This is a genomic window from Microbacterium sp. PRC9 (genome assembly GCF_031844125.1).
Lineage (GTDB): Bacteria > Actinomycetota > Actinomycetes > Actinomycetales > Microbacteriaceae > Microbacterium.
The window spans coordinates 191,765-213,740 of the sequence record NZ_JAUZUR010000007.1 but is presented as its reverse complement, the minus strand read 5'-3'; the positions used below and the strand labels follow the sequence as shown (position 1 = coordinate 213,740).

Below are 21,976 nucleotides of genomic sequence, written 5' to 3'. Positions count from 1 at the left end.
CGGCATCCACCCCGTCACTGTGCGTCGGCGAAGAGCAGCAGCATGTCGCGTGCGAGCTGGTGCGGGGCGGTCTCGCAGGGCGCGTGCCCGGTGGGGTAGGTCGCGACGCGGGCGCCGATGCGCGCGGCGTAGGCATCGTGCTGCGCCTGCGGCCAGAGGTCCTGGTCGCCGACGGCGATCAGCTTCGGGATGTCGACGTCCGCGACGGCGTCGGCGACGTCGGGCGTCGACATCATGAGTGCGACGACGTCGTCGATGCAGGGCCGGCCCGTGATGCTGAGGCGCTCGCGCACGAAGGCGATGCGGCCGGGAGGCGTGCGGTTGAGGTTGTACCGGATGCCCCACAGGATCAGCCCCGCGGCGCGGTGCGGCGACATGTCGGAGATCGGCCCGATGTGCTTCACGCCACGGAAGACCTGGCCGGTCGCGGGCGGCGCAGCCATGAGCGTGAGGCTCCGGAAGAGGTCGGGGCGCTCGACGAGCGCAAGCTCGGTGACCAGGCCCGCGAAGCTGTAGCCGAGCACATGGGCGGGGCCGCCGTCCTCGAGGATCGCGATGAGATCGTCGACGAACAGCGCGTAGTCGTACGAATCCCGTGGCGGATCGAGATGGTGCGGGCCGGCCTGCGCCGACTCGTAGTGGCCGGCGATGTCGTAGGACTCGACGCGGTAGCCGGCGGCGGCGAGCAGGGGGAACAGCAGGACGAAGTCCTCCTTCGACCCGGCCACGCCGGGGACGAGCACGACTCTCGGCGCGCCGTGCTCGCCGAGGCGCATCCGTGCGAGACCGCCGCTGGGGGCGCGGAACACGTCGCGCTCCGTGCCGACCGGGAACACATGCCAATCGAGGTCGGCAATGGCCTGGTCGCGCTGCAGCGCGTCGTCGATCGTCGTCATCGCGCCTGCGAGACTACCCCTCGGGAAGGCCGTCGAGCTCGTTCTGACGCGGCGCGTAGTCGATGTGCCCGCCGTCGGCATCGAACGCCTGCACCGGCCGCCGCGCCGACCATGCCTCCCAGCCCGGATCGCCGTCGACCACGAACGACACCCACGCCCGATGCATCGCATCGGCGAGGGTCTGGGGCGCGTCGGGACCCCCGATGCCGATCGCGTCGGGCTCGCCGAGCCGGTCGAACACGAAGCCGAGCTCCATGACGTGCGCGGCGCCCAGCCCGTCGACGGGGCTCCGCCACCGGAACTCGTAGACCCACGTGGGCGAGTCCGCGGCCGCGGTGCGGCTGTCGGCGAACCGTGTGATCGGTCCGCGCAGCAGGATGTCACCGATCACCTCGCCCAGCACCTCACCCGGTTTCGCGGCCGGGCGGCGTGCGCGGTGAGCCCGCACGACGCGTGCCGGCACGCGGGCGGCCAGCCGCGCGACGGTCACGGTGAGCCAGCTCGCCTTGTCGACCGCCCCCGACGGGACGAGCCAGAGCCGGTACTCCTCGCTGGTGGAGCCGATCAGCACCGGGATGCCTCGACCCGCGCCCTCGAGCAGAGCGTCGAGCGGGCTGCGAGGCACGGCCTCGCCCCCGATCACCAGCGCGACCGTCGGCCCGCCGCCGAGCGGGGAGCCGCCCGCGGCGAGCGCGGTCTGCTGCGAGACGAGCTCATCCGCAGGGACGCCGGAGAATCCCGCACGCGTGGTGGCGACCTTGAGGCGCTGGGCGATCTCGCGGGTCATACGGCCCGCCTTCTTGGGCGGCCGCGCCTCGAGCGGGCCTGACTGCAGGATCGCCCGGTCGAACAGCTCCTTCGCGTGCGGGAGGGCGAGGAGAGCCGTGAGCGTGTTGGCACCGGCCGAATGCCCCATGACCGTGACGCGGGCGGGGTCTCCACCGAAGGCGGCGATCTCGCGGCGCACCCAGCGCAGAGCGAGCTCCTGGTCGAGTACGCCGAGGTTCCGGGGCACGTCGTCGAGCACCGCGAAGCCCTCCTGGCCCAGCCGATACTGGATCGACGCGTACACGATGCCATGCCGCGCGAACCGCTCGCCGTCGTAGGTGGGAAGCGCGGTCGTGCCGCGCGTGAGCGCGCCGCCGTGCACGAACACCAGCACGGGCAGCGCGGCGTCCGGTGCGCGATCGGCGGGCGTCCACACGTTCACCGTGAGGATGTCGTCGCCGGGCACCTCGACGGAGGCGAGGTACTTCGCGATCGCCGGACTGTACGGACGCTGCGGCGCGGTCGGGCCGAAGGCCGAGGCATCCCGCTCCCCCACCCACGCCGCGGCAGGCTCGGGAGCCCGGAAGCGGCGCTCACCCACCGGCGGGGCGGCGTACGGGATGCCGAGGAAGCGGTCGAGCGCACCCTCCCGGGTTCCGCGGATCACCCCGGTGCTCACTGCGACGGAGGGCCGATCGGTCGCCGAGCTCGACCAGCCGGCGTGGGTCGCAGCATCCCTCATCGGTGAATCCCTCCCGGCGACCGCCGTCGGCACGCTCGCACTCAGATTCATCCAGCGTGGGACTCGGTGTCAAGCGAGAGCGCCGCCCGGCGCACGCGGCTAGTCTGGTCTGCGCCCCCGGCGAGAGGTGACGATGACCGGCAGCAGCGTTCCGCCCACGGCGACGACCACCACCCCGACGGGATCCATCGCCCGTCCGCGGCGGCGCACGCCGTTCTGGGACAACGCGCGCTTCGCGTGCATCGTGTTCGTGGTGCTCGGTCACGCCGTGCAGCGGCTGACGTACGACTCCGACATCGCGCTGGGCCTGTACCTCGTCATCTACGCGTTCCACATGCCGGCGTTCGCGATCATCTCGGGCTACTTCTCGAAGTCGGACGCCCCGACCAAGACGCAGATGGCACGCGTGATCACCGACATCCTGGTGCCGTACATCGTGTTCGAGGGACTGTGGACCCTCACCAAGTGGATCGTCGAGGGACAGGCGAACCCCAACATCACCCAGCCCTCCTGGACGCTGTGGTTCCTGCTCGCGCTCGGCATCTTCCGAGTCGTACTCCCCTATCTGGCGCTGCTGCGCTGGCCGCTGCTGTGGACCATCGTGATCTCGATCGGCGCCGGCTACCTGCCGAACATCGGCTCGACGTTCTCGCTGTCGCGCACGCTCGGGCTGCTGCCGTTCTTCACGCTCGGCTGGTGGCTGCGCGAGCACGACGTCGTCGCACGGCTTCGACTCCTCGACCGCCGGCCCTGGTGGGTGCTGGCCGGCGCGCTCGGACTCTTCGCCGTCACCGGATGGGCGGCGTGGTTCTTCGTCGACGACTGGCGCGCGATGAACCTGCGCGAGTGGCTGTTCTACGACGAGAATTACGCGTCGATCGGCGGCACGCAGTGGTGGGCGGGCGGTGTGCGCCTCTCGCTGATGGTCGTGGCAGTGGTGCTGTCGACCGCGTTCTTCGCGCTCGTGCCGCGCGACACGCACTGGTGGACGCACTTCGGCCAGTACACGATGTACGTCTATCTGCTGCATTCGTTCGTGCTCTACCCGTTCCGCGAGAACGGCCTGCTGCGCAACGCCGAGCCGACGTGGCTGTGGCTGCCACTCGTGATCATCGGATCCGTGCTGATCGCCCTCGGGCTCGCGACGAAACCCGTGCGCCGCGTCTTCCGCCCGCTGGTCGAGCCGCGTCCGACCTGGCTGTTCGCCGATCGCACCCTCGCCCGCCGCGAGGGACGGCGCAACGATCCCACGGGATCGCGCCGGCCGCGCGAGGAACCGCGGACGCCCCGACCCGATCCGCGCCAGAACGGCTGACCCCGTTCCGAAACCCCTGGACATCAGGGGGTTGTGCGGCGCGCCCGCACCACATATGTTAACGGCGAATCACATTCGTCCTGGATGGATCGACACGCGGGAACCGGCGTCGACGATGTCGCCGGGCGTGATCCGTCCCCCGTCGGGAAGCAGGTACCCCCATGCCCGAAATGACCAGACGTTCCGTCCTGACGCTGGGGGCCGCGCTCGGTCTCGCCGGCGTCGCCATCCCCAAAGCGGCCTGGTCGTGGTCGCCCGCGGGGTCGGTGCTCGGCACCGGCTCCGGCGTCGATCCGCAGTGGGTGTGGGACGACGACCTCGACCGCATCATGGCCTCCGTCATCTCCAGCGGTCAGACCGCTGCGGTCAACGACGCGATCCTGCCGTGGGTCAACAACTGGCAGCCGGTGCCCACCGGCCTTCCGCCGGAGCTGGCAGGCTTCCTCCAGGGTTCGACCCAGCTGCCCTCCTGGGCCGACCGGACCAAGCTGCGCCGCGCGGCGGACTTCAACCGCCGCAAGGACACCTACCTCTTCATGATCTACGGAATCGGCGGCGGCATCATGAGCACCGTCATCCCGCGTGAGGCACGGTCCGTGTACCACTCGAAGGGCGGCGCCGACATGCAGGACCGCGCAGCGAAGACGTTCAGCTTCGGCTACGACCTGAGCGACATCAACGCGTTCGAGACGACGGGCGAGTTCATGGTGACCTCGAACAAGACGCGCATGGTGCACTCCGCCGTCCGCCACCTCCTGCCGCAGTCGCCGCACTGGCAGCAGAGCGGTCACGACGAGCAGATCCCGATCAGCAACCACGACATCCTCGTCACCTTCCACAGCACCGGCACCTTCGCGCACAAGAAGCTCAAGGAGTGGCGGGTGCCGATGTCGACGGCCGACCAGGACGCCTTCCTGCACTCGTGGCAGGTGGCGCTTCACTTCCTCGGCGTCCGCGACGAGTACATCCCCGCGACCTGGGACGCCGCACATGCCCAGGCCGCGCAGATCCTCACGCCCAAGCTCGCGTGGACGCCCGAGGGCCAGGAGCTCGCCGAGACGCTCCTCGGGCTCACTGCGCAGATCGACCTCGGGGTCACGCGCGGCTTCCTCAACGAGTTCGTCCGCTACCAGCTCGGCAACGAGATCGGCGACTGGCTCGCCCTCCCCCGCGACTATGTGTCGGCCGCCACCATCCGGGTCGGCTGGCCGAGCTACATCGCGTTCCGCGAGGGGCTCCTTCCGCTCATGCCGGCGAACTTCTACCTGTTCGACCAGCTCCTCCGCGGCATCGCGATGGCCTTCCTGAACCGCGGCGCATCGGGGACGACCACCCCGATCACCATCCCCGACATGAACCGCCCCACCTCCTGAGGATCGCCGATGGCCGGGCCGCGCGCCCGGCCATCGTCCGGCGTCAGGGCCGCGGGGACGGGAACTGGGCGCGCAACACACGCTCGAACGTCCGCTCCGGCAGCACGCGGCGCAGCGACAGCATGATCGTCGCCGACGGCGCGACCCGGTAGCGGGCCCGCGGCCGCTGAGACTCGGCTGCGCGCACCACGCGCTCGGCGACATCGCGCGGCGAGCAGGCGAGCCGGGCGCGCGGCCCCGCGTCCCACGTGAGCGTCAGCTCCGACACGCGGGCCGTGAAGTCCGCCCACTGCGGGTCGTCTTCGGAGCTGTCGCTGCGCCGCGCCGCCGAATGGCCGAACCCTGTCGTCACCATGCCGGGCGCGATGAGCGAGACCTCGATGCCGAAAGGCCGGAGCTCGTAGCGGAGGGCGTCGCTGAACGCCTCGAGCGCGTGCTTGGTGGCGGCGTACGATCCCATGCCCGGCATCATCCAGCGGCCGTTCATCGAGCCGATGTTCACGATGCGCCCGGCGCCGCGCATGCGCATGCCCGGGACCACGAGCTGCGTCAGGCTCAGCATGCCGAAGACGTTGGTCGCGAACATCCGCTCCACGTGTGCCACCGGCATGGCCGCCGTCGCGCCGAGCTCACTGATGCCGGCGTTGTTCACCAGCACGCCGACCGCACCCTCGGCCGCCATGACCGCGTCGACGGCGGCGGCCCGCGAAGCCTCATCGGTCACGTCGAGCTCGAGGAGGCGGCATCCATGCCTCTCGAGATCCGCGATGGCGTCGAGACGGCGAGCCGTCGCGTAGACGCGCCAGCCGCGCCGGGCGAGGACGGATGCCGCCTGGCGGCCGATACCGGTGGAACAGCCGGTCACGAGCACGTTGCGTGGGGGACGCGTCATGCGTCCAGCAGACCGGACGTCGGTCGCGGGCGCAACGGGTGCGCGTCAGCCGCCGATTCGGCATCGGCGCGGACCGTGCGAAACCGAAGGCAACAAACGGGACGGATGCGGCGCAGCCGCCTACTCTCGCACCATGACCGACCTCAACCTGCCGATCCTCGACCTCTCCCGGCTCGACGCGGGCCCGGAGGCGGCCGCGCAGTTCCGCAGCGACCTGCGCGCCGCGACCCACGACGTCGGCTTCTTCTACCTGACCGGCACGGGCGTGACCCCCGACCTGGAGGCGCGACTGCACCAGGCCGCGCGCGACTTCTTCGCCCTCCCCGAGGCCGACAAGCTCGCCATCGAGAACGTCAACAGCCCGCACTTCCGCGGGTACACCCGCGTCGGCGGCGAGCGCACGCAGGGCAAGGTCGACTGGCGCGAGCAGATCGACATCGGACCCGAACGCGAGGCGATCGCCGACCCGGCGGCCCCGGACTTCGCACGCCTCATCGGACCCAACCTCTGGCCGGCAGCCCAGCCCGAGCTGCGCGAGGTCGTCTCAGAGTGGCACGACCACCTGTCGGGGGTCGCGCGCAAGCTCCTGCGCGCGTGGGCGCTCTCGCTCGGCGCCGCGGAGAACTACTTCGACGAGCACTTCGGCGAGCCCTCGACGCTCATCAAGATCGTGCGCTACCCCGGCAAGGAGGACCCGACGCCGCAGCAGGGCGTCGGCGCCCACAAGGATTCCGGCGTGCTGACGCTCCTGTGGGTCGAACCGGGCAAGGGCGGCCTGCAGGTCGAGAGGGACGGAGAGTGGGTCGACGCTCCCCCGGTACCCGGTGCGTTCGTCGTCAACATCGGCGAGCTCCTCGAGTACGCGACGCAGGGCTACCTCATCGCGACGAAGCACCGCGTGATCTCTCCCCGCTCCCCCGACGACCGCATCTCGGTGCCGTTCTTCTTCAACCCGGCCCTCGACAAGCGCCTCCCGCTCATCGAGCTTCCGGCCGAGCTCGCGGCGCAGGCCCGCGGCGTCACGCAGGATCCGTCCAACCCGATCCACGCGCTGTACGGCGAGAACGCGCTGAAGTCGCGCCTGCGCGCGCACCCCGACGTGGCCGAGATCCACCACGCGGATCTGGTCGCCGCCCGGGTCGAGGCATCCGCTCGCCCGTCGCGTTGACGCGTCCGGGAATGACGAAGGCCTCCCCACACCGTGGGGAGGCCTTCCAAGAATGTTTTGCGCGATTGAACGCTGGTCGATGCCTTATCGACGGAGACCGAGGCGCTCGATGAGCGAGCGGTAACGGTTGATGTCGATGTCCTGCAGGTAACCCAGCAGGCGGCGGCGCTGACCGACGAGCAGGAACAGCCCACGACGCGAGTGGTGGTCGTGCTTGTGCTCCTTGAGGTGCTCGGTGAGGTCCTTGATGCGCTGCGTCAGCATCGCGACCTGCACCTCGGGGGATCCGGTGTCACCGGGGTGCGTCGCGTACTCTTCGATGATCGCCTTCTTGACGTCTGCTTCCAGTGCCATAGGTGATCCCCTCTCTGCTTGTTGCGCGGTGCTCGTCACCCGATGTGCGAGCTCTCTTTCTCCGCGGCCGATCCAACGGCAACCTGAAGAGTCTACCAGCGAACGGATGCCCCGGCGAACCGGCCGCCCCTGAGCCCGGGTACGCTCGAATCCGTGCAGGACACCGAGGCCGGCGAGTGAGCGCCGGAGAGCATCGCAGCCACTTCATCGACCTGCGGCCCTTCCGCGCCAGTCCCCCGTTCACGCGCATGTGGATCGGCTCGACGCTCGCCGGCCTCGGCGGGCAGCTCACGATCGTCGCGATCATGCTGCAGATGTACGACCTGACCGGGTCCACCTTCGCGGTGTCGATGATCGCGGTCGCGGGCCTCGTGCCGATGATCTTCGCCGGCATCTACGGCGGCATGCTCGCCGACGCCTTCGACCGCCGGGCGGTGGCCCTCATCGCCGCGACCGTCACGTTCGCCTCGACCGCGCTGCTCGCGGTGCTGACCTGGGCGCAACTCGAGACCGTATGGTGGCTCTACGCGCTCAGCATCGTCAACTCGTCGGCGAACTCGATCGTGTTCGCCTCGCGCCAGGCGATCGTTCCGCGCCTGCTTCCGCGTGAGCTGCTGCCCGCGGCGTCGGCGCTGGGCGGCATCACGGTCGGGATCATGGTGATGGCGGGGCCCGCCCTCGCGGGCGTGCTGGTCGCGCTGACCGGCTACGCGTGGACCTACACACTCGACGTCGTGCTCATGACCTCGCTCTTCCTCGGGCTGTGGACCCTTCCGAATCTCCGCCCCGAGGGTGAGATCGTGCGGCCGGGCCTCGAGTCGCTCCGCGATGGCTGGCGCTTCCTGAAGCGCGCGTCGAACATCCGGCTCCAGTTCATCCTCGACATCATCGCGATGACGTTCGGCCAGCCGCTCTCGCTGTTCCCCGCGATCGGCGCGGTGCTGCTCGGCGGCGGGCCGATCACGACGGGCGTGCTGACCGCCTCGGTGGCGGCAGGCGCCTTCGCCTCCAGTCTGTTCTCGGGCCGGGTCGGCGGCATCCGGCGTCAGGGCGTCGGGATCGAGCGCGCGATCCTCGCGTACGGCGGCTCGATCGCCGCGCTGGGGCTCGTCCTGGGCGCCGCCGCGCTCGGGTGGTTCGCGCCGGACGGCGTGGACGCCGACACCCCGAACCTGGTGCTCATCGCACTCGCGTGCCTCCTACTCGCGGTCTCGGGCGCCGCCGACAACATCAGCTCGATCTTCCGCAACACGATGGTTCAGTCCGCCGTGCCCGACACGATCCGCGGCCGCCTGCAGGGGATCTTCATCGTCGTGGTGACGGGCGGCCCGCGCCTCGGCGCCCTGTACGCGGGCACGCTGGCGACGCTCACCGCACTGTGGTTCCCGCCGCTGCTGGGCGGCTTCATCATCATCGGCCTGGTCGCGACGCTGGTGCGGCTCACGCCGCGGTTCCGCGCGTACGACGCCGAGAATCCCGTCCCCTGAGCTGCGCCGTAGCCTGACGGCCGTGCATCGGCGGATTTCGGACGTCGCATCCTCTCCCGGGCCCGGGCGTCGGCGGGCGGGCGTACGGTGGCGACCGTGACCTCGACAAGAACGGCTCCGCCGGCACTGCCTGTGCAGCGGCTGCCGTCCCCGCGCTGGATCACGGTGCAGTTCGTGCTCGCCGGGATCGTGTGGGGCGCGAGCTTCCTCTTCATGAAGGTGTCGCTCACCGGCATCTCCCCCGCGCAGGTCGCGTGGACCCGCATCCTCCTCGGGGCGCTGACCCTCGGCGCACTCGTCCTCCTGCGGCGCGAGCACCTGACCCGCAGCCTCAAGGTGTGGGCGCACCTGACCGTGCTCGGGCTCACGTTCTGCGTCATCCCGTTCCTGCTGTTCTCGTGGGCGCAGCAGCACGTCAGTTCGGGCGTCGCCAGCATCTTCAACGCGACCACGCCGATCATGACCGCGATCATGGCGTGGCTGGTCTTCCGCGTCGAGCGACTCAAGGCCCTGCAGGTCCTCGGGATCGGCGTCGGCATCCTCGGCGTCGTGGTGATCATCGCCCCGTGGCAGGGCATCGCCCTCGACGGAAGCCTCGTCGCCGAGCTCGCCATCCTCGGTGCGACCGCGAGCTACGGCTTCAGCTTCGCCTACATGCGGCGCTTCGTCTCGAACACCGGGATGTCGGCGCTCGCATTCACGTTAGGATACATCGCGATGGCCGGCGTCGTCATGGCACTGCTGACGCCGTTTCTCGTGCTGACGCCCGTGCGCCTCGACGTCCCGATCGCGGTGAGCCTGGTGCTCCTCGGGTGCCTCGGCACCGGCATCGCGTACGTGTGGAACCAGAACACCGTGCGCGCGTGGGGGCCGACGCGCGCCTCGACCGTGACCTACATCACCCCGGTCGTCGGCGTGATCCTCGGCATCCTGATCCTCGGCGAGACGATCACGTGGAACGAGCCGATCGGCGCGCTCGTCGTGTTCCTCGGCATCCTGCTCGCTCAGGATCGGCTGCGCGCACGAAGAGCGGATGCCTCGTGATCGAGGCATCCGCTCTTCTTCTGCGTGCGGAAGGTCAGTCCTGCTGGAGCGCGCCCTGCAGGTCGAGCGTGATGGTGACGTCCTTGCCGACCAGCACTCCGCCGGTCTCGAGGGCGGCATTCCAGGTGAGGCCGAAGTCCTCGCGGTTCACGACCGTCTTGGCCGTCGCGCCCGCCTTGTAGTTGCCCCAGGGGTCGGTGCCGAAGCCGCCGAACTCGAACTCGAACGACACGGGCTTGGTGACGCCGCGGATGGTGAGGTCGCCGTCCACGAAGAACTCGCCGTCCTTCACGTGGGCGCCGGTCGAGACGAACTCCATGGTGGGGTGGTTCTCGACATCGAAGAAGTCAGCGGAGCGCAGGTGGTTGTCGCGGCCCTCGTCCTTGGTGTCGACGGAGGTGACGTCGACGGATGCCTCCACCTTGGCGTCGAGCGGGTTCTCGGGGGCGACGAGGGTCGCGCTCTTCATGCCGAAGGTGCCGCGCACCTTCGAGATCATCATGTGGCGCACGCTGAAGGTGACCTCGCTGTGCGCGGGGTCGAGCACCCAGGTGCCCGCCTTGTAGCCGGGAACGTCGATCGTGGTGGAGTCGGTCATGGTCGTCCTTCGTGTTTCAGGTCCGTGTGGGGCCGCCCGAGGGGACGGGCATACGTGGTCCAACACAGCCTCGCAGATGTTCTATTCCCGTGAATGCAAATTACGCGCGAACTCCTGGGAACGAAGGAGGGACGGATGCCGCAGCATCCGTCCCTCCGGACGATCGGGGTGGGTCAGGCTTCGACGAGCTCAGCCGACCTTGATGAGGTCGATGACGAAGATGAGCGTCTTGCCGCCGAGGAAGTGGCCGCCGGCCGGACCGTAAGCGAGGTGCGGCGGGATGACGAGCTCGCGGCGACCGCCCTCCTTCATGCCCGGGATGCCGTCCTGCCAGCCCTGGATGAGGCCGCGGAGCGGGAACTGGATGCTCTCGCCGCGGTTCCACGACGAGTCGAACTCTTCGCCGGTCTCGTACTCGACGCCCACGTAGTGGACGGTCACGGTGTCGCCGGGCTTCGCCTCGGCACCCTCACCCACGACGATGTCGCGGACGACGAGGTCGGCCGGCGCCGGGCCGGCGGGTGCGTCGATCTCGGGCTTGGTACGGTCGTCAGTCATGCCTCCATCCAACCATCCGAAGTCCGCGAGCGCCGAGCGAGTTCGCCGTCAGGGGAACCGCCGGGGTTCTCTTGACACCTGCGCAGCGCGCCCGGCATGCTGGGGGCAGACCAACTCAGCGCTCGGTTGACACGCAGGCATCGCCGCGGCACCGAGCGCTGAGTCTTTGTCTCCGGGGTTCTCCGGTCACGGCGCGAACATCGCGGTGCGGGTCGCGGCGGTCTTCGCGAGCAGGTCCCGTTCCTCGGCCGCCGCCTGCGGATCGCGCCCGGTGATCGCCCGTTGGCGCGTTGCGGCGAGGGCCGTGGCATCGGTGATGAAGGTCTTCATGAGCGCCGTGCGGTCCCCCCGCAGCGTCCGCGCCCACGCGAGAGCGGCCTTGCGCCCCGCCGAGGTCGCGAGCATGTCGACCTCCTGCGGGGTGAACCAGCCGGCGGACGCGTACTCGCCGAGCCGGCGGCGCGTGAGCCGCGACTCCTCTCGCCGGAGCGCCACGACACCGAGGATGAACCCGATGAAGAGCGGCACCTGCAGCGTCAGGTAGAGGAAGAAGAAGTCCCCGAACATGGCGGAGCCGTTCCAGAACGCGTGCAGCGCGATCGCGCCCGCCAGTCCGAGCAGCCCGGGGCCGATCGCCTGACCGGTCGACAGCCCGCGGCGCGCGGCGAGACCGAGCGCGAAGCCGGTGACGCTCGTGAACATGACATGGGCGAACGGCGACAGGATGCCGCGCAGGAAGAACGTCGTGGTGGTCTCGGTCGCACCGCCCTCGATGAAGCTCACGGCGAAGTACTGGATGTTCTCGGTGAACGCGAAGCCGGCACCGACCAGCGCACCGTAGACGATGCCGTCGATCGGGCCGTCGAACGCGCGCCGGGCAGTCGCGAAGATGAGGAAGACGCCGAGTCCCTTCGCGAACTCCTCGACGACCGGTGCCTGGACGACGGTCTGCAGCACCTCACGGGACCCGGTCGCCGGGCCGAACACCATCGACAGCAGCAGGTCGACGCCGAGCGCGATGCCGACGGCGGCGATCGCACCCCACGCGATCGCGAGGATGAGCAGTCCGCGGGGCTCGGGTTCCCAGCGGTCGACGATACGCACCGCGAAGAGAACGCCGACGAGCGGCACCACCGCCAGCACCATCCCGATGAGCGACGCCGCCGGGCCGAGCGCGGTCAGGAAGTACGCCACCAGCACGATCAGCACGAGCACGAGGATGCCGATGATCCAGACCGACGCACCGCGTCCGCGATGCGACGCGGCGGTCGGGATCTGCACGGGTGCGGGTGCGGATGACGGGGGCGTGATCGCCGCGGGGGCCGCGACGAGGGGCTGCGCGAGCGCGGAGGCGAACTCCGGCGGCGTGAGCGAGGGCCGGGGGCGGGAGGCACCGGGGTCGAGCGTCATGCGCACAGCCTATGGGTGCAGAACGCTCACCCGTCATCCGGGCTGTGGACGGCCCGCGCGCGCATCCCGGCGGCTAGGTTGGGGGCATGCGCTTCGCCCATGTCGTGCCACCGGAGTCGGGCGAGCCGAGGCTCGCACTCGTCGATGGCGACGAGGTGGCGATCGTCGAGGAGCTGTTCGACGGAGCGCCCCGCGTGCTCGAGGAGCTCATCGCCGGTGGCGACGAGCTGCTCGCACGCGTGCGGAATGCCGCCGACCGTGGCACGCGGCATCCGATCGAGGGACTGGGCTTCGCGTCCGCGGTGCTCGCGCCCCCGGTGATCCTCGCGATCGGCCTCAACTACGCCGCGCACTCCAGCGAGCTCGGCCTGAAGACGGACTCGACGCCGACGGTGTTCGTGCTCTGGCCGAACTCGCTCGCCGGGCACGACCACACCACGATCTGGCCGCGGTCCCTCAGCGAGTCCGTCGACTACGAGGCCGAGCTGGGCGTCATCATCGGCACTCCCGCGAAGGACGTCTCCCCCGAGGACGCGCTCGACCACGTCTGGGGCTACACGGTGGTCAACGACATCACCGCGCGCGACATCCAGTACTCCGAGGCGCAGTGGTCGCGCTGCAAGTCCTTCGACGGCTTCACGCCGACCGGTCCTTTCGTGGTCACCGCCGACGAAGTGCCCGACCCGCAGGATCTCCACATCTGGACGGTGCTCGACGGCACGACGCTGCAGGATGCGACCACGGGTCAGATGGTGCGCCCGGTCGCCACGCTCATCTCGCATCTGTCGAAGTCGGCCACGCTGCTGCCGGGGACGCTCATCTCGACGGGCAGCCCGGGCGGCGCCGGGTACTCGCGGGACCCGCAGGTGTTCCTGCGCGACCGCTCCACCGTCACCGTCGGGATCGACGGCATCGGCGCGCTCACCACGCACTGCCGCATCCTCGACTGAGGTCCCGCCTCACGACGCGAAGGGCGGGCCCGCGCTGCGGACCCGCCCTTCGATGTCGACGCCTGCGTCAGTTGCAGGTGATGGTGCCGCCGCCCTGGAGCTCCCAGACGCCCGGCCCGAGCTCCGCGCACGCGGCCGCGAGACCACCGAACACCACGGTCAGGATGATGATCGTCACGATGATGCCGACGACGAGCAGCACCGCCGAGATGATGATCGCCGCGAGGGCGAAGCCGTTCTTGACCCCGGCCTTGCGGCTCTGCACGAGCGCGACGATGCCGAGGATCAGCGCGACCAGCTGGACGAAGAACGACAGGATGAACGCCACGATGCCGAGCGTCTTGCCCGGGACGGGTGCGTCGGCCGGTGCGCCGTACGCGGCGGGCGGCGCCGCACTGTACGCCGGAGGCGCGGCGTCGTAGGCGGGCGCGCCCGCGGGGTACGCCGGCGGGGCTGCCGCATACTCCGGCTGGAGGGCAGGCTCCGACGGGGCGGCGTCGGGCGCGGGAGCGGCGGGTTCCGCCGCGGGCGGAGCCGGCGCGTCGGCGGGCGGCTGAGGCGCAGTGGGCTGCGACGCGGGCTGCTGCGGCGGCTCGGGTGCGGCCGGGTTCTGCGGATCGGTCATTTCTCGCCTTTCGTTCGAGTCTCCCTGACGTTATCGATCGGGAGCCGCCCGCGGCAACCGGCTCAGCGCGTGTCTGCCGGCGCCTCCTCGACGACGTCCTCGGGCGCCGCCACGACCGGGATCGCGGCGGTGATGGTTTCGAGTCCCGAAAGGCGGGCGGGCGAGAGCTGCTTGACGACTTCCTCGCGCGACATGAGGCCCGCCTCGACGACGAGGTCGGCGACGCCGTGCCCGGTCAGCAGGGCGGTCTTGGCGAGAGCTGCGGCCGCCGCGTAGCCGATGAACGGGGTGAGTGCGGTGATCACGCCGACGGACGAGCCGACCATCGCACCGAGCCGCTCGCGGTTCGCGGTGATGCCGTCGACGCAGTTGACACGCAGGGTGTACATCGCCTGACGCAGCCACGTGATCGACTGGAAGATCGAGTGCGCGATGACGGGCTCGAACGCGTTCAGCTGCAGCTGCCCGCCCTCGACCGCCATCGTGACGGTGAGGTCGGCGCCTGCGACCGAGAACGCGACCTGGTTGACGACCTCGGGGATGACGGGGTTCACCTTGCCGGGCATGATGCTGGACCCCGCCTGCCGCGCGGGCAGGTTGATCTCGCCGAATCCGGCCTGGGGGCCGGACGACAGCAGTCGCAAGTCGTTGCAGATCTTCGACAGCTTGATCGCGTTGCGCTTGAGCGACGCCGAGAACGACATGAACGAGCCGGTGTCGCTGGTCGCCTCGACCAGGTCGGAGGCGGTGTCGAGGTCGAGGCCCGAGATCTCGCGCAGGTGGCGCAGCACGGCCTTCGCGTACGCGGGATGCGTCGTGATGCCGGTGCCGATCGCGGTCGCACCCATGTTGACCTCGTACAGGAGGTAGGCATTCTCGGTGAGGCGCTGGTGATCGTAGCCGAGAGTCGTGGCGAACCCGTGGAACTCCTGGCCGAGCGTCATCGGCACCGCGTCCTGCAGCTGGGTGCGGCCGACCTTCAGCACGTCGTGGAACTCGACCGCCTTCGCCAGGAACGCGCGGCGCAGCAGGTCGAGCTCCTCGAGCAGCGTCTTCAGGTCGAGACCCAGGCCCACCTTGATGGCGGTCGGATAGACGTCGTTCGTCGACTGGCTGCGGTTGGTGTCGTCGATCGGCGACAGGAAGTCGTAGTCGCCCTTGGGGCGTCCGGCGAGCTCGAGCGCGATGTTGGTGATGACCTCGTTCGCGTTCATATTGGTCGACGTGCCGGCGCCGCCCTGGATGACGCCCACGACGAACTGGTCGTGGTAGTCGCCGTCGATGACGAGCTGCGAGGCACGGTCGATGAGGTCCGCCTTGGCGGGGTCGAGCACCCCGATCTCTCGATTCGCGCGGGCCGACGCCTGCTTCACCATCGCGAGCGCCCGCACCAGGTCGGGGTAGACCGAGATCGGCCTCTTCGAGATCGGGAAGTTCTCGAGCGCGCGGGCGGTGTGGATGCCCCAATACGCGTCAGAGGGGATCTCCAGGGATCCCAGGGAGTCGGTCTCGATGCGGGTTCGCGTCATTGCGTCCAGAGCCATGTGTTGCAGTCCTCGTGGGTCGTTCACAGCGGTGTGCGGGATGCTTCGAGCCTACCCGCGGGGCCCGCCCACCGGGTTGTACACGGCGTACACCCGGCTCCGCCTCCACGTACATGACGGCGGTCGGCATCCGGTGAGGAGACCGCCGTCAGCGGCGCTTGCGCGAGAACGCCTCGAGTCGCTCCTCTGGCGTGAGTCGCGACATCCGCTCGACCCATTCGGCGGAGAAGACATCGCCGGTCGGCGCGTCGACGACGGGCACGACGGCGTGGGTGATCGTGTCGTCGTAGACGTGCACGAGGTGGAACGACTGGCCGGCGTCCATGCCGTTGACGTCCGCCGCGGGGCGCGCCAGGTTCATCGTGTAGCAGGTGGCTGCGGCGACGCTCACCGGGACGCCCGCGAACGTGCCGCTCGTCGAGTAGTGCAGGTGGCCCGCGAGGATCGCGCGCACATCGGTGCCGCCGATCACGTCGGCGAGTCGGCCCTGTTCCCGAAGCTCGAGGATGTCGAACAGCGGCACGTGCGACGGCAGCGGCGGGTGGTGCAGCGCAAGGATCGTGCCGAGCGGCGCCGGCGTCGCGAGCTCACGGCGCAGCCACTCGAGCTGCCCGTGGTCGAGATCGCCGTGATGCCAGCCGGGCACCGTCGAGTCGAGACCGATCAGCCGCAGCCCACCGAGATCCCATACGCCGGTCACGGGCTCCTCGGTCGGCTCCAGCCCGAGGAGGTCGCGCCGCAGCGCCGGGCGCTCGTCGTGGTTGCCGGCGACCCACACCACCGGGGCTCCCAGTCGCTCCGCCACCGGCTCCACCGCGGCGCGCAGAGCGGTGTACGCCTCGGGCTCGCCGAGATCCGTCAAGTCGCCGGTGAACACGATCGCGTCGGGACGGATGCCGGTGGCCTCTGCCGCCTCGAGCGTCCGGGCGAGGTTCGCCGCGGTGTCGAAACGGCCGCCGAGCGGCGCGTTGCCCGCGAGCAGGTGCGTGTCGCTCACGTGCAGCAGCGTGCGCCGCGCAGGCGGGTACTGACCGAACTGGACGGGTGCGGCGGTGGCCATGCGGCCGAGTCTATTCGGGCAGCGCGGACGGAGCGCCCTTCGCGCAAGCGGGGTCATGTGGTCGGTCCGCGAAGACCTCCTGCCACTCTTCCTCGCTGAGGCCGCGCCCGGCGATCGCACAAGCCCGTTCGACCCAGATGTCAGGGTCGTCGGCGGAGACCCTCACGTGCCCGCCGTTGGGGAGGGCGTAGATGAGGGCGCGCTCATCCCTCAGGGAAGGCTGGCCGCTGAGATCCCGAATCACGCGGAACGACTCGGTCCAATCGTCCAGCGCCCAGGTGAACAGTGCTCCGTCCTTGCCTGCCGTCACAAGTTCGCCCGTCGAACGGAACGCCAGCGCCCGGACGATGCCGCGATGGCCGGCGAGGACCTCCAGCAGGTCGCCGGTGCGCGCTCGCCAGAGCCACGCTCGGTCGCCCGAGGCGGTGGCGACGGCGGTGCCGTCGGGGCTGAATGCGCCGTCCACGACGTCGGCATCCATCTCGAGAAGACGGGACCGAGACGGATCCGCGAGGTCGACGATGCGCGCCGCCTGGCGGCCCTCGCGCAGGAGAAGGGTCTGCCCGTCGGGGCTGACCGCGAGCAGACCGTCGCCTTCGATCTCGTCGAGGAGCGCGCCGTCCGCCGTATCGAAAACGGCGGTCGGGCCGAATCCGCTCGCGTACAGCCGCGTGCCATCGGCGGAGAACCGCACGCGTCCGAACGAGTTCGCCCAGCTCGGTGGTCCTGGGTTGGTCCCCACCTGCGGGAGCCGGAGCAGCAGCGGCTCGTCCGGCGTGTCGACCCGCCAGACGGCGACGTTCGCACCTTCCGCCATCCACGGGAGCGGCGCGATCATCGCCGCCAGCGACTCGTCGCGCGAGTACTCGATGTCGAGCACCTCCGAACCGAACACGGGAAACGTCAGCTCGCGAGCACTCCCGCGGCCGATGTCGAAAGTGCGGAGGTCGGGCGCCTCGCACCAGCCACTGCCCCCGCAGTCGCCCTGCATCACGCTCAGCGCGATCCCCCCGCCGGGTCCCTCGGCGGCGTCCAGGACGATCCCTCCCCCGACATCGGCGACGGCGATCGGGGCTCGCTCATCGAGGTCGATGACACCGGCGGTGATCGTGTCGTCGATGACCAGCACAGTGGAGTCGTCGCGACCGAGCATCATCGTCTCGATGCCCATGTTGTCGCCCAGTCGCGTCACGCTCGCGATGCGCGGGCTGCGCTCCATGATGTCCAGGAGAGACCTGCGTGTCGCCGGCGCATCCCAGAGGCGGATCGCCTCCACCGCCATGAGGAGCGCGCGTTCGTACACGGGCTCCGCGGCGGCGAGAGCGGCGACCCGACGCGCATCGTCCATCACGGCCCGCTCGTTGGCCACCGACGTCTGGACCGCCGCGAGGGCCCCCGCCGCGAGCGCCAGCACGGCGAGCGCGGCGGTCGCGCCGGCCAGCCGACGCAGGCGCCGGACGGAGCGTCGCTCCCGCTGCAGCTGATCCCGCGTGGCATCGAGATCAGCCGCCTCTCGCTCGACCGAGGCGTCCAGGAACGCGACCTCGACCGGGGCGAGCACCGGCTGCGCCGACTCCCGCCACTGAACGGCGGCGCTCAGTCGGCCGCCACGGTAGAGCTCGCTGTCGGGTCGACTCATCTCCTCCCATGCGGTCGCTGCGGCGTTGAGATGACGCATGGTCCGCTGCCCCTCGACATCGTCGGCGAGCCACTCCTGCAGACGGGGCCATTCACGGGCGACAGCCTCGTGCGCCAGCTGGAAGGAGTCCTCGTCGCTGGTCACCAGGCGGGCATCCACCAACCGCTCGGCCACGCGCGCGTGAGACTCGTCGACCGCGACCGTCGCGCGGTCCACACGCTGACAGATGACTCCACCGCCGCGGGAAGGCTCGACGAGCCGGAGCAGGATGTCGCGTGCCAGTCCTGCGCCCTCGTGCGACAGATCAGCGAACATCTCCTCGGCCGTCTGCGCGACGGCGCCGTCGATCTCCCCCGACGCGTGGTAGCCGTCGATGCTCAGCACCCGTCCCTCGCGTCGCTGCCACACCTGGTACAGCGCGTGCGACAGAAGCGGCAGACTCCGCCCGTCCGCGTCACGCACCAGGACTTCCACCAGCCCCGGCTCGAGGATGAGTCCTGCCTGCCGCGCGGGCTTCTCGATCGCTGCACGCAGACCGTCAGCCGAGAGCGGACCCAGCATCATCAGGTGAGACTGGATGAGCCCCGCGAAGCCGTGGTGGTCGGCGAGATCGCCCAGCCGGTCAGCGCGGATCACCATCACGAGCGGACCCTGGAACACCAGTCGGCCCATCTCCTCGAAGAACCGACGGGTCTGGTCCCGATCGTCGATCGCGAACGCCTGCTCGCACTGGTCGACGATCAACAGCGACTCGCCGTCATGCCGCGCGAGCTCGCGCAGCACCTCGAGCGGGCGCTCTCCGGGCGTGACGACCGTCACCCGCCTGCCGCGCGCCGCGTAGTGCGCTGCGATCCCGGCGCGGACGAACGACGACTTTCCGACCCCCGACGACCCCGAGACGACCAGCACGGCGTGCCGTTCCAGCTCCTGAAGCGCGCGGTCGAGCTCGTCTTCACGCCCGAAATAGCGCTCCCCGTCGTCCGCGCCGGCGGGTGGGAGGCCGAAGTACGGACACTCCGCGCTCGCCGTGCGAAACGCGGCCGCCGACTGCAGTTCGGGGTCCTGCCGGAGGATCGCCTCCTCGAGCGTGGCGAGCTCGGCGCACGGGTCGAGGCCGAGCTCGGTCGCGAGCAGCTCGCGTCCACGACGGATCGTGGCGAGTGCGTCCGCCTGACGTCCCTGGCGATACTGCGCGAGCCCGAGGATCACCCAGCGGCGCTCCCGCATCGGCGATTCCGCGACACGGGCGCGCGCTTCGGCGGCCGCGTCGACCAGGTCACCCGACTGCAACCGCGCCTCCAGCAGAGATTCCTCCGCCGCGAGGCGGATCTCGTCCAGCCGATCGGACTCGATGCGCGCGGGCTCCCAATCCTGCAGCTCGGCGAACGGCTGTCCTCGCCAGAATCCGAGTGCCTCCGAGAGAGAGTGGGCCGCGCGATCCGGCTCATTCAACTCGAGCAGCCGCGAGCCGCGCTCGACGAGCCGCACGAATTGCGCGGCGTCGAGTTCGACCGCCGCGGGTGCGAGGGTGTACCCGGCCGCCGTCGTTGCGATCGCGGCTTTCGGCAGTTCTCTGCGCAGACGCATGATGCAGCCCGGGATCACCTTCGACCACGACGCGGGCAGCGCGTCACCCCACACCGCGGTCGCGATCGCCTCGACTGTGACCGCTCTGCCGATCCGTGCGGCGAGTGCTCCCAGCACGAGACGATCACGAGGGGGGAGCGCGATCCGGCCTTCGTCGAGTGTCAACGCCCCCAGTACACGGAGGTCCATGACGACACTGTGAAACTCGCGCCGGTATCCGTCAAGGACCCCGATATCAGGCTGATACCCGCGCGAGCTCGACCGATATCAGATTGATAGATGCTGCTCGCGGAATGACGATGCCGGCGGCCTGGTTGCCGGCATCCGTCCTCAGTGGTTGAAGATGATGAGCAGCAGTCCGCCGAGCACGGCCGCGGCGCAGACCGCGAAGCACGCGTAGGCGCCTGCGAGCGCGAACCGCTTCTGGCCGACGGTCAGCGGGCTGCGCTTGGCCGCCTTCGCGGCGGCCTTCTCGGCGCGCCGCGCCTCCTTCTCGGAGATGACGGTGATGGCGTCGGTGAACTCCGCGGGGGCCACCACGGGAGCGCGGCCGGCGCGGACGAGCAGTCGCAGGCCGAGCGCGTAGAAGGAGACGACCACGATGGCCGAGATGAACGCCGCGAGGAACACCTGAACGAAGGCGAGCCAGTTGATGATCATCGCGGGCCTCCGTCCTTCGGACGGTTCTCGGATCGCCCGGCCGCCTTGGCGGCCTTCTTCGCGGCCGCTTCCACCGCGGCCACGCGCCGCGCCTCGTCGCGCGCGAGCGCGCGCTGTCGGCGCGTGGGCGGCGGGTTGCGCTTGACCTTGACGGCCCGACCGGAGTCTGCCACTTCGCTCATCGCGTTCGACGCCGTGACCTCGTCGCGGCGCGAGCGCATGAAGAGGAAGAGGATGATGAAGACGGCGAGGACCGCGTCGATGATGACGCCCCACACCGGCAGCCACACCACGATGAGCGCGGCAGCGGCGCCGACGGCGCCCGCGGCCGGGAGCGTGAGGATCCAGCCGACCATGATCCGGCCCGCGGTGCGCCACCGCACCTGGGAGCCGCGACGGCCGAGGCCCGAGCCGATGACCGACCCCGAGGCGACCTGCGTGGTCGAAAGCGCGAAGCCGAGGGCGCTCGAGGCGAGGATCGTGGACGCCGTCGACGCCTCGGCCGAGAAGCCCTGCGCCGGCTTGACCTCGGTGAGGCCCTTGCCGAGGGTGCGGATGATGCGCCAGCCGCCCATGTAGGTGCCGAGTGCGATCGTGATCGCGCACGCGAACACCACCCAGGTCTGCGGCTCAGGGTTCGAGGCCGACTGCAGACCCGAGGTGATGAGGAGGAGGGTGATGATGCCCATCGTCTTCTGCGCGTCGTTCGTGCCGTGAGCGAGGGCCACCAGCGACGACGTGAAGATCTGGCCGAACCGGAATCCGTCGCGGCCGTCGGGCTTGCTGTCGTAGCGGCGCGTGAGGACGTACGCGAGTTTCGTGGCGGTGAACGCGATGACGCCGGCCGTGACGGGCGCGATGAACGCCGGGAGGATCACCTTCGACATCACCACGCCGAAGTTGACGGCGGTGAATCCGACGCCCACGATCGTCGCGCCGATCAGGCCGCCGAAGAGAGCGTGCGACGACGACGACGGAAGGCCCAGCAGCCACGTGAGCATGTTCCACGTGATGGCGCCGATCAGGCCGGCGAGGATGATCTCCGGGAAGATGTCGTGGGAGATCTGCTCCTCGTTGATGATCCCGCCCGAGATCGTCTGGGCGACCTCCGTCGACAGGAACGCGCCGACCAGGTTCAGGACGGCGGCGAGGAGCACTGCGGTCTTGGGCTTGAGCGCGCCGGTGGCGATGGGCGTCGCCATCGCGTTCGCGGTGTCGTGGAAGCCGTTCGTGAAGTCGAAGAACAGCGCCAGCGCGATCACCAGAACGATGATGAGGGTTGCGGTTTCCACCGTTCGCTTTCGGG

Annotated in this window: 19 protein-coding genes; 6 read left to right on the top strand and 13 right to left on the bottom strand. The window is 70.1% G+C overall.

The genetic code is table 11. The features are described from left to right. Positions 1-14: 14 nt before the first annotated feature. Complete coding sequence (locus Q9R33_RS16850; RefSeq protein ID WP_311294468.1) at positions 15-896, bottom strand: alpha/beta fold hydrolase; 882 nt, start codon at positions 894-896, stop codon at positions 15-17. 13 nt (positions 897-909) lie between these two features. Beyond that, a complete protein-coding gene (locus Q9R33_RS16845; RefSeq protein WP_311294467.1) occupies positions 910-2,406 on the bottom strand; it encodes a carboxylesterase family protein in 1,497 nt (498 codons plus the stop codon). Between the two features lie 133 nt (positions 2,407-2,539). Between Q9R33_RS16845 and Q9R33_RS16840 the strand changes: the two genes are divergently transcribed. Further along, positions 2,540-3,721: an acyltransferase family protein gene (locus tag Q9R33_RS16840; RefSeq protein ID WP_311294466.1), complete on the top strand. Its 1,182-nt coding sequence runs from the start codon at positions 2,540-2,542 to the stop codon at positions 3,719-3,721. 170 nt (positions 3,722-3,891) lie between these two features. Then, positions 3,892-5,094 (top strand): oxygenase MpaB family protein, encoded by a 1,203-nt coding sequence (locus Q9R33_RS16835; protein ID WP_311294465.1) that lies wholly within the window; start codon positions 3,892-3,894, stop codon positions 5,092-5,094. Between the two features lie 43 nt (positions 5,095-5,137). On the opposite strand, the gene Q9R33_RS16830 is transcribed toward Q9R33_RS16835, so the two are convergent. Beyond that, a complete protein-coding gene (locus Q9R33_RS16830) occupies positions 5,138-5,986 on the bottom strand; it encodes an SDR family oxidoreductase (protein WP_311294464.1) in 849 nt (282 codons plus the stop codon). 133 nt (positions 5,987-6,119) lie between these two features. On the opposite strand from Q9R33_RS16830, the gene Q9R33_RS16825 reads away from it, so the two are divergent. Next, the gene (locus Q9R33_RS16825; protein WP_056370148.1) at positions 6,120-7,154 is read left to right on the top strand and encodes an isopenicillin N synthase family oxygenase; all 1,035 of its coding nucleotides are present in this window, start codon (positions 6,120-6,122) and stop codon (positions 7,152-7,154) included. Positions 7,155-7,238: 84 nt separating this feature from the next. Here the strand turns inward: Q9R33_RS16825 and rpsO are convergent, their stop codons facing one another. Further along, complete coding sequence (rpsO, locus tag Q9R33_RS16820; RefSeq protein WP_005048780.1) at positions 7,239-7,508, bottom strand: 30S ribosomal protein S15; 270 nt, start codon at positions 7,506-7,508, stop codon at positions 7,239-7,241. 176 nt (positions 7,509-7,684) lie between these two features. Between rpsO and Q9R33_RS16815 the strand changes: the two genes are divergently transcribed. Then, positions 7,685-8,995: an MFS transporter gene (locus Q9R33_RS16815; RefSeq protein ID WP_311294463.1), complete on the top strand. Its 1,311-nt coding sequence runs from the start codon at positions 7,685-7,687 to the stop codon at positions 8,993-8,995. Positions 8,996-9,091: 96 nt separating this feature from the next. Further along, entirely contained in the window at positions 9,092-10,039 is a 948-nt protein-coding gene (locus tag Q9R33_RS16810) for a DMT family transporter (RefSeq protein WP_311294462.1), read from the top strand. Positions 10,040-10,073: 34 nt separating this feature from the next. Here the strand turns inward: Q9R33_RS16810 and Q9R33_RS16805 are convergent, their stop codons facing one another. The 3 genes from Q9R33_RS16805 to Q9R33_RS16795 all read right to left on the bottom strand — a co-directional run bounded on the left by Q9R33_RS16805 (position 10,074) and on the right by Q9R33_RS16795 (position 12,605). Then, entirely contained in the window at positions 10,074-10,637 is a 564-nt protein-coding gene (locus tag Q9R33_RS16805) for a YceI family protein (protein ID WP_056370154.1), read from the bottom strand. A 189-nt stretch (positions 10,638-10,826) separates the two neighbouring features. Further along, positions 10,827-11,195 (bottom strand): FKBP-type peptidyl-prolyl cis-trans isomerase, encoded by a 369-nt coding sequence (locus Q9R33_RS16800; protein WP_056370156.1) that lies wholly within the window; start codon positions 11,193-11,195, stop codon positions 10,827-10,829. A gap of 186 nt (positions 11,196-11,381) precedes the next feature. Beyond that, complete coding sequence (locus tag Q9R33_RS16795) at positions 11,382-12,605, bottom strand: PrsW family glutamic-type intramembrane protease (RefSeq protein WP_311294461.1); 1,224 nt, start codon at positions 12,603-12,605, stop codon at positions 11,382-11,384. Between the two features lie 86 nt (positions 12,606-12,691). On the opposite strand from Q9R33_RS16795, the gene Q9R33_RS16790 reads away from it, so the two are divergent. Continuing rightward, the gene (locus Q9R33_RS16790) at positions 12,692-13,555 is read left to right on the top strand and encodes a fumarylacetoacetate hydrolase family protein (RefSeq protein WP_311294460.1); all 864 of its coding nucleotides are present in this window, start codon (positions 12,692-12,694) and stop codon (positions 13,553-13,555) included. A gap of 67 nt (positions 13,556-13,622) precedes the next feature. On the opposite strand, the gene Q9R33_RS16785 is transcribed toward Q9R33_RS16790, so the two are convergent. The 6 genes from Q9R33_RS16785 to Q9R33_RS16760 form a co-directional block, all read right to left on the bottom strand. Next, positions 13,623-14,180, bottom strand: coding sequence for a DUF4190 domain-containing protein (locus Q9R33_RS16785; protein ID WP_311294459.1), 558 nt, complete (start codon positions 14,178-14,180; stop codon positions 13,623-13,625). 62 nt (positions 14,181-14,242) lie between these two features. Then, the gene (locus Q9R33_RS16780; protein ID WP_056370161.1) at positions 14,243-15,724 is read right to left on the bottom strand and encodes an aspartate ammonia-lyase; all 1,482 of its coding nucleotides are present in this window, start codon (positions 15,722-15,724) and stop codon (positions 14,243-14,245) included. A gap of 148 nt (positions 15,725-15,872) precedes the next feature. Next, the gene (locus Q9R33_RS16775; RefSeq protein WP_311294458.1) at positions 15,873-16,784 is read right to left on the bottom strand and encodes a phosphodiesterase; all 912 of its coding nucleotides are present in this window, start codon (positions 16,782-16,784) and stop codon (positions 15,873-15,875) included. 10 nt (positions 16,785-16,794) lie between these two features. Next, a complete protein-coding gene (locus tag Q9R33_RS16770) occupies positions 16,795-20,199 on the bottom strand; it encodes a BTAD domain-containing putative transcriptional regulator (protein WP_311294457.1) in 3,405 nt (1,134 codons plus the stop codon). Between the two features lie 141 nt (positions 20,200-20,340). Continuing rightward, positions 20,341-20,670 carry a hypothetical protein gene (locus tag Q9R33_RS16765; RefSeq protein ID WP_056370168.1) on the bottom strand — a complete coding sequence of 110 codons (330 nt, stop codon included), beginning with the start codon at positions 20,668-20,670 and terminating at the stop codon, positions 20,341-20,343. Further along, positions 20,667-21,962, bottom strand: coding sequence for an inorganic phosphate transporter (locus Q9R33_RS16760; RefSeq protein WP_311294456.1), 1,296 nt, complete (start codon positions 21,960-21,962; stop codon positions 20,667-20,669). Before Q9R33_RS16760 ends, Q9R33_RS16765 begins: the two co-directional genes overlap by 4 nt. Positions 21,963-21,976: the final 14 nt, after the last annotated feature.

Bases quoted from the DNA above. Each gene is read 5' to 3' on its own strand.
- Q9R33_RS16850 (WP_311294468.1), bottom strand. From the start codon at position 896: ATGACGACGATCGACGACGCGCTGCAGCGCGACCAGGCCATTGCCGAC.
- Q9R33_RS16845 (WP_311294467.1), bottom strand. From the start codon at position 2,406: ATGAGGGATGCTGCGACCCACGCCGGCTGGTCGAGCTCGGCGACCGAT.
- Q9R33_RS16840 (WP_311294466.1), top strand. From the start codon at position 2,540: ATGACCGGCAGCAGCGTTCCGCCCACGGCGACGACCACCACCCCGACG.
- Q9R33_RS16835 (WP_311294465.1), top strand. From the start codon at position 3,892: ATGACCAGACGTTCCGTCCTGACGCTGGGGGCCGCGCTCGGTCTCGCC.
- Q9R33_RS16830 (WP_311294464.1), bottom strand. From the start codon at position 5,986: ATGACGCGTCCCCCACGCAACGTGCTCGTGACCGGCTGTTCCACCGGT.
- Q9R33_RS16825 (WP_056370148.1), top strand. From the start codon at position 6,120: ATGACCGACCTCAACCTGCCGATCCTCGACCTCTCCCGGCTCGACGCG.
- rpsO (WP_005048780.1), bottom strand. From the start codon at position 7,508: ATGGCACTGGAAGCAGACGTCAAGAAGGCGATCATCGAAGAGTACGCG.
- Q9R33_RS16805 (WP_056370154.1), bottom strand. From the start codon at position 10,637: ATGACCGACTCCACCACGATCGACGTTCCCGGCTACAAGGCGGGCACC.
- Q9R33_RS16800 (WP_056370156.1), bottom strand. From the start codon at position 11,195: ATGACTGACGACCGTACCAAGCCCGAGATCGACGCACCCGCCGGCCCG.
- Q9R33_RS16795 (WP_311294461.1), bottom strand. From the start codon at position 12,605: ATGACGCTCGACCCCGGTGCCTCCCGCCCCCGGCCCTCGCTCACGCCG.
- Q9R33_RS16790 (WP_311294460.1), top strand. From the start codon at position 12,692: ATGCGCTTCGCCCATGTCGTGCCACCGGAGTCGGGCGAGCCGAGGCTC.
- Q9R33_RS16785 (WP_311294459.1), bottom strand. From the start codon at position 14,180: ATGACCGATCCGCAGAACCCGGCCGCACCCGAGCCGCCGCAGCAGCCC.
- Q9R33_RS16780 (WP_056370161.1), bottom strand. From the start codon at position 15,724: ATGGCTCTGGACGCAATGACGCGAACCCGCATCGAGACCGACTCCCTG.
- Q9R33_RS16775 (WP_311294458.1), bottom strand. From the start codon at position 16,784: ATGGCCACCGCCGCACCCGTCCAGTTCGGTCAGTACCCGCCTGCGCGG.
- Q9R33_RS16770 (WP_311294457.1), bottom strand. From the start codon at position 20,199: ATGGACCTCCGTGTACTGGGGGCGTTGACACTCGACGAAGGCCGGATC.
- Q9R33_RS16765 (WP_056370168.1), bottom strand. From the start codon at position 20,670: ATGATCATCAACTGGCTCGCCTTCGTTCAGGTGTTCCTCGCGGCGTTC.